The 7,278-nt window shown below is 39.5% G+C and carries 6 protein-coding genes; 2 read left to right on the forward strand and 4 right to left on the reverse strand.

What is annotated here, in order from left to right:
- Positions 1-28 precede the first annotated feature (28 nt).
- On the reverse strand, positions 29-2,746 hold the full coding sequence (gene ppdK / locus AC1WHX_RS09115; RefSeq protein WP_481229203.1) for a pyruvate, phosphate dikinase: 2,718 nt from the start codon (positions 2,744-2,746) through the stop codon (positions 29-31).
- Positions 2,747-2,953: 207 nt separating this feature from the next.
- Here ppdK and rlmD point away from each other — a divergent pair, with 207 nt between their 5' ends.
- Both rlmD and AC1WHX_RS09125 read left to right on the forward strand, forming a co-directional pair.
- Positions 2,954-4,363, forward strand: coding sequence for a 23S rRNA (uracil(1939)-C(5))-methyltransferase RlmD (gene rlmD, locus AC1WHX_RS09120; RefSeq protein ID WP_303116546.1), 1,410 nt, complete (start codon positions 2,954-2,956; stop codon positions 4,361-4,363).
- Positions 4,364-4,486: 123 nt separating this feature from the next.
- Positions 4,487-5,839, forward strand: coding sequence for an MFS transporter (locus AC1WHX_RS09125; protein ID WP_022599507.1), 1,353 nt, complete (start codon positions 4,487-4,489; stop codon positions 5,837-5,839).
- A 260-nt stretch (positions 5,840-6,099) separates the two neighbouring features.
- On the opposite strand, the gene AC1WHX_RS09130 is transcribed toward AC1WHX_RS09125, so the two are convergent.
- The 3 genes from AC1WHX_RS09130 to AC1WHX_RS09140 all read right to left on the reverse strand — a co-directional run.
- Positions 6,100-6,624, reverse strand: coding sequence for a DUF481 domain-containing protein (locus tag AC1WHX_RS09130; protein WP_009316755.1), 525 nt, complete (start codon positions 6,622-6,624; stop codon positions 6,100-6,102).
- Between the two features lie 16 nt (positions 6,625-6,640).
- Positions 6,641-6,856, reverse strand: a complete 216-nt coding sequence (locus tag AC1WHX_RS09135) for a hypothetical protein (protein WP_022599505.1) — start codon at positions 6,854-6,856, stop codon at positions 6,641-6,643.
- Positions 6,857-6,884: 28 nt separating this feature from the next.
- Positions 6,885-7,278 (reverse strand): 3'-5' exonuclease (locus tag AC1WHX_RS09140; RefSeq protein WP_481229205.1); only part of this gene is annotated, 394 nt, incomplete at its 5' end.

The raw sequence follows: 7,278 nt of genomic DNA on the forward strand, positions 1-7,278 counted from the left end.
GCCTAATTCTTTGATATTGTTATGCTACTTAAGCTTCCTCAACAGCAGCCTGGGCGGCAGCGACCCGTGCGATAGGTACACGATAAGGACTGCAACTCACGTAATTCATGTTGAGAGAGGCACAGAACTTGACAGATGATGGTTCTCCGCCGTGTTCACCGCAAATACCGACTTTCAGTTTCGGTTTGGTAGCACGACCTTTTTCTGTTCCCATACGTACCAATTGTCCTACACCTTGTTGATCGAGGATTGCAAACGGATCGTTTTTTAATATTCCTTTTTCTTGATATATTTTCAGGAACTTACCGGCATCATCTCGAGAGAATCCAAATGTCATTTGGGTCAAGTCATTTGTTCCGAAAGAGAAGAAATCGGCTACTTCCGCTATTTTATCGGCAGTTAATGCGGCGCGGGGAACTTCGATCATTGTTCCTACTTTATATTCGATTTGATCGTTGCGTTCCGAGAACACTTTTTCTGCAGTTTGATGAATGATAGCAGCCTGCATTTTCAATTCTTCGACTATGCCTACCAGAGGAACCATGATTTCAGGAATCACTTTTGCTCCTTTGGCTTTTGCATCGAGTGCAGCCTCGATAATGGCACGAGCTTGCATCTCGGTAATTTCAGGATATGTACATCCCAATCGGCAGCCACGATGTCCTAACATAGGGTTGAATTCTTCCAGAGAATCACATGCAAGTTTTACTTCTTCTATAGAAAGTCCCATCTCTGCGGCCAGTTCTTTTTGTGTAGCTAACTGGTGAGGTACGAATTCGTGCAAAGGAGGATCGAGAAGACGTATCGTTACTCCGAAACCGTCCATTGCCATAAAGATACCTTCGAAGTCCTGACGCTGCATAGGAAGCAGTTTCTTCAAAGCTTCTCTGCGGCCTTCTTCATCTTTAGAAAGAATCATTTCTCGCATGGCTTTAATTCGATCACCTTCGAAGAACATGTGTTCTGTACGGCAAAGTCCGATACCTTTTGCTCCGAATTTACGTGCAACAGTAGCATCCTTAGGCGTATCGGCATTGGTTCTTACATCCATTTTGGTGTATTTTTCCGCCAACTCCATAATTTTTGCAAAATCTCCGCTTAAATCGGCATCAACGGTGTTTACCTGTCCGTCATAAACTTCTCCGGTCGATCCGTTCAGAGAAATCCAATCTCCTTCTTTATAAATGTGACCGCCCATTTCCAAAGTGCGGGCTTTATAATCTACTTTTATTTCTCCAGCTCCCGATACACAGCATTTCCCCATGCCACGAGCTACTACGGCTGCGTGAGACGTCATACCTCCTCGAGCTGTCAGAATACCTTGAGCTACGTTCATTCCGCGTAAGTCTTCCGGAGACGTTTCGATCCGTACCAAAATTACTTTTTTCCTTTTTTCCGCCCATTCTTCAGCATCATCTGCAAAAAATACGATCATTCCGGTTGCCGCACCCGGAGATGCAGGAAGTCCTTTGGCTACTACTTTAGCCTCTTTCATCGCTTTTTTATCGAATACCGGATGTAATAATTCGTCCAGTTTTTGCGGTTCCATTCTTTTGAGTACGGTTTTCTCGTCGATGACACCTTCCCGAAGCATATCCATGGCGATTTTTACCATAGCAGCTCCGGTACGTTTTCCGTTACGGGTTTGCAATAACCATAACTTACCGTCTTGAATCGTAAATTCAAGATCCTGCATGTCTTTGAAATAGTCTTCGAGTTTCTGTTGTGTTTCGATCAGGTCTTTAGCACAAGCAGGCATCGCTTCTTCCAGTGAAGGATATTTGCTTGCACGTTCTTCTTCCGATATACCTTGCAATGCAGCCCATCTGCGAGATCCTTCGATCGTGATTTGTTGCGGAGTTCTGATTCCGGCAACCACGTCTTCTCCTTGTGCGTTGATCAGATATTCACCGTTAAATATATCTTCTCCGGTAGCGGCATCTCTCGTAAATGCAACTCCGGTAGCAGAAGTTTCACCCATATTTCCGAATACCATTGCCTGTACGTTTACGGCAGTTCCCCATTCTTCGGGGATTTGGTTCATGCGACGATAATAGATAGCCCGTTCGTTCATCCAACTATCGAATACGGCACAAATAGCTCCCCATAGTTGTTCCCATGGAGAATCCGGAAAATCTTTTCCTGTGCGTTCCTTTACAGCAGCTTTGAACTTCTTTACTAAGAGTTTGAGGTCTTCGACTTCCAGCTCGGTGTCGTTTTTTACCCCTTTTTGTTTTTTAACTTCGTCCATTACCTCTTCGAACGGATCGATATCTTCTTTACTTTTGGGTTTCATTCCCAATACGACATCTCCGTACATTTGAACGAAACGGCGGTAAGAGTCCCATGCAAAACGAGGGTTTCCCGATTTTTTTGCAATACCTTCTACCGCTTCATCTGTCAGTCCTAAATTTAATACCGTATCCATCATACCCGGCATAGAGACTCTTGCTCCGGAACGAACGGAAACCAATAAGGGATTTTTTGCATCACCGAATTTTGTTCCCATCAGATTCTCTACATGGGCCATCGCTTTTTCTACATCAGCCTTAATTAATTTTACAACTGCATCTTTCCCTTCTTTATTATAGGCTGTACAAACTTCAGTTGTGATCGTGAAACCGGGAGGTACAGGAACTCCGATCAGATTCATTTCAGCAAGATTGGCACCTTTTCCTCCCAACAGATTCTTCATGTCAGAACGGCCTTCTGCTTTGCCGTTCCCGAAAGTATAAACACTCTTCATAGTATAAATAAAATTATTAATATGTCTTTGTTCTTAAAATAAATGTAACAAAGGGTTAACTCTTTACAAAAATATGAGTTATGATTAAATATGCAAAAATTCTGAGAATAATTTTGACCTGTCATTGATTTTTGGAATATCCGTATAGATTGTTTAAGAAATATGCTTAACTTTGACCAAATTTGTTTTTGTTTTAAAAGTACTATTTTGGCACGTAAAAAGAAAGAGCTTCCTGTTATAGAACAGGTCGAAATTACAGATGTGGCTGCTGAAGGCAGGGCGATAGCTCGGATTGACGATTTAGTCGTTTTTGTTCCGTTTGCCGCTCCCGGAGATATTGTCGATTTGCAATTATATAGAAAAAAACATCGTTATGCTGAAGGGCGGATATTGAAGTATCATAAGTATTCCGAAATGCGTGTTAAGCCATTTTGTTCGCATTTTGGTGTATGTGGAGGATGCAAGTGGCAGCATATCCCGTATGAAAAACAAATAACATATAAACAACAGCAGGTTTTTGATAACCTTTCTCGAATCGGAAAAATCGATTTACCGGAAATTTCTGCGATAAAAGGCTCGGAGAAGACTCGTTTTTACCGTAATAAGCTGGAATTTACTTTTTCGAATAAGTCTTGGCTTACTCAAGAAGAATTGCAGTCTACACAAACTTTTGATTCTCGGAATGCTTTAGGATTCCATATTCCCGGAATGTTCGACAAGGTACTGGATATAAAAACTTGCTGGCTGCAGGATAATATCTCTAATGACATTCGGTTGGCTATTCGAAAATTCGCTCTTGATCATGATTATTCTTTTTTTGATCTGAGAGAGCAGCGGGGATTGATGCGTAATATCATAATTCGTACGGCATCAACCGGTGAGGTTATGTTGATCGTCGTTTTTTTTGAAAATGATAGGTCTAAGATTGACGCTATGATGGAATATCTTGCGGATACCTTTCCTCAAATTACTTCTTTATTATATATAATAAACCAGAAAGCTAATGATACGATTACCGACCAAGAGGTTCATGTGTTCAAAGGTCGGGATTATATATTGGAGTCGATGGAGGGATTACAATTCAAAATAGGACCTAAATCTTTTTATCAGACCAATTCTGAACAGGCGTATGAGTTATATAAAATAGCTCGAGATTTTGCTGGGCTTACCGGAGAAGAACTTGTTTATGACTTATATACGGGAACTGGGACTATTGCAAACTTTGTGGCCTGCCGTGCCCGAAAAGTGATAGGAATAGAGTATGTTCCGGAAGCGATTGAAGATGCAAAGGTAAATTCTGAATTGAATGGCATCAGTAATACATTGTTTTATGCCGGAGATATGAAGGATATTCTTACACAGGATTTTATAAATGAACATGGCCGACCTGACGTTATTATTACCGATCCTCCGAGAGCCGGGATGCATGATGATGTCATAAAGACCATTTTGTTTGCCGAACCTGTAAAAATCGTTTATGTCAGTTGTAATCCTGCAACTCAGGCGCGGGATCTGAATCTGTTGGATGAAAAATATCGTGTCGAAAAAGTTCAGCCGGTAGATATGTTTCCACATACTCATCATGTAGAAAATGTAGTATTGTTGGTAAAAAAATAAAGGGGGAGATAACGTTATCTCTCGTATTCGGAATAAATAAGGAAAATGGAAAGCTCAGGGGGACTTTTTGCTTTCCGTTTCTTTTTGTGTATTGATACTTGAAAAATAATTTAAAATAAGAAGATGGAAAAGGAAAGAACTTTAAGAGATTCTGTTCTCGTGCGTTGGTCTGCGTTGGGAATTGTCGCTTTCACCATGATGGCGGCATATTTTGTAAACGACATTATGGCTCCGCTGAAAACTATGTTAGAAGCTAATTTAGATTGGACCAGTCGTGATTTTGGATTCTTTACGGGAGCATATAGCTTTTTGAACGTATTTTTGTTGATGTTGATTTGGGGCGGCTTGATGCTTGACCGTTTCGGAATACGATTGACAGGAAAAATTGCTGCGATTTTGATGGTGTTCGGTACGGCTTTGCAGTATTATGGCATGACAGCGAATATTTCGACAGAAGCAACGTTTTTCGGTTACAAGCAAGGTGTTTTTATGGCGGCAGCCGGTTATTCTATTTTTGGAGTCGGAGCAGAAGTCGCAGGGATTACCGTTACTAAAATTATTGCAAAGTGGTTTAAAGGGAAAGAGCTCGGTACTGCGATGGGAATTCAAGTAGCATTGGCTCGTATAGGTTCTCAAGTCGCTTATTCGGTATCTATTCCTTTGGCAAAGAGTTTTTCTATATCGACTCCGGTACTTTTAGGTTTGGTTTTGTTAGTTGTCGGATTGGTGACGTTTTTTATATATGCTGTGATGGATCGAAAGCTTGATAAGCAAGAAGATTATGCAGAAGAGGAAGACGAGAGTAAGTTCAGTTTCAAAGATGTAAAAAATATTTTGATTAATCCGGGTTTCTGGTTGATCGCTTTATTATGCGTATTATTCTATTCCTGTGTATTCCCGTTCCAGAAATTTGCTTCCGAACTTATGATCAATAAATACGGAATCAGTGATAATTTGGCAGGTACAATTGCCGGCCTGCCGGCTTTGGGAGCATTAATTCTCACTCCTGTATTCGGTATTTATCTCGATTGCAAAGGAAAAGGTGCGAGTATTATGATGTTGGGGGCTGCAATGCTTATCGGAGTTCACTGTATCTACGCGTTACCTTTCATCACCAATTATCTCGTGGCGATAATCCTGATGATTATTTTAGGTATTGCATTTTCCCTTGTTCCGTCAGCGATGTGGCCGAGCGTTACTAAGATTTTCCCTGCCCGTCAGTTGGGAACAGCGTATGCACTTATCTTTTTTATTCAGAATATAGGTTTGTGGGGAGTACCTAACCTTATCGGATGGGTATTGGATAATTATTGTGTTGTCGGGAATGAAAATAATGCAAATCTTTATGATTATACGATACCTATGTTTGTCTTTACCGGTTTTGCCACTTTATCGTTTATTGTTGCCTATTTGCTGAAAGTTGCAGATAAAAAATACGGCTATGGGTTGGAGAAGCCGAATATGAAAGACTGCTAAAAGTCGGAACAGTATTGTTGTTTATCTGTCTATAAGGAAATATGAAAGTACGAGGTAATCGGAATTTTAAGTGATGCTTATAAGTTAGACGAGTTAAATATTATCCGATTATAGAAAAGGTTCAAAATGATCTGCACCCCAAAAGTTTTTGTCTAACTTTTGGGGTGCAAATCATTTTAACCGGTTACCTGTATTTTTATATCTTATTTTTTGAGATCAAACTAAAGGAAGTGGCTGTAAACCTTGCATTAATTTTTTTATTAGAAAAATACACCGATACCGATTTTAAATCCGTATTCATTCCTTTGGTCGGTGAAACTGTATTTCCAATAAACGTCTGGTTCTATTGCGACATTTTGAGATACGAATATCGAATATCCCAAATCAGCTCCGAAATAAAAATAATCTCTTTTTCGGGTAATATTCGAACTGTATTCTCTAAGCCATACCTTGTCATACCCCAATTCTGCCGACAAATATAATTTCGAAAAAAGATAATATCGCAATCCCGTGTTTAAGTTTATGCTATTGTCCTTATAATCATTTTGTCGATCGACTTTAAATCCTACACCTACTAATAAAGCCAATCTGTCGCATAAAAAATTACCGCCTTTAAAACCCATTCCGAGTTTAAATCGATTATCTTTATCCAGATCGTTGTTTGTTCCGCTTAAGTCAAATGCCGTGAATTGCGGATTCAATAGCCAATGTCCTCTCTCTGTCTGGGCTGAAATAGAAAAGCTCAGGCAGATCAAACATGTGATGATTATTATTTTCTTTGACATATCGGTTTTGTTTTAGTTATTCAGATAAATCTTGTTGCTGTTGCCGTTCTCTTTTTAACCGTTCTTTTTTACGCAAAACGACCCTAAGTAAAAATATTACGATTAGAGTAACTAATATAATCGCAAAATATTCGACGTATTGGCCGGCTTCGATAAATTTGGGCCAGCCGATATAAGCCATAACACCCAAATAAATTAATAATATGATAGTTATTAAATTTGATTTTTTCATTTCTGTAATATACTGAATTAAAGCGAAATTAAACTATCTCTTGCAATGCAGATCTGTTTTTATAAAAATCAGAAAAACACTCTGTCGAAAGACTTTTATATATACGGACACAAGCCCATGCGTCGGTTGCTGCATATCTTTTTTGAGCATCAGAAAGTATATCGGCTTCCCAATTGGATAATCTTTGAGATTTGGATATTTTCTTCCCGAAAAGAATAGCATATATCTTTTGCAAGCTCATGTCTTCTATATTGAATTGTTTCACGTAGCTTTGCAGTTCGATAAAACCTTTTGGCTCGAACGGTGCTATTTTGTGAAGCATAGAAAAATCATCTTTTAATGACAACCCGATTTTGGTAATGTTCGGATTCTCGAATAGTGTTTTCAGTGTAGGAGTAAAACCTGTTCGGTTTATTCTGAAA

The sequence above is a fragment of the Coprobacter sp. genome (genome assembly GCF_982436375.1).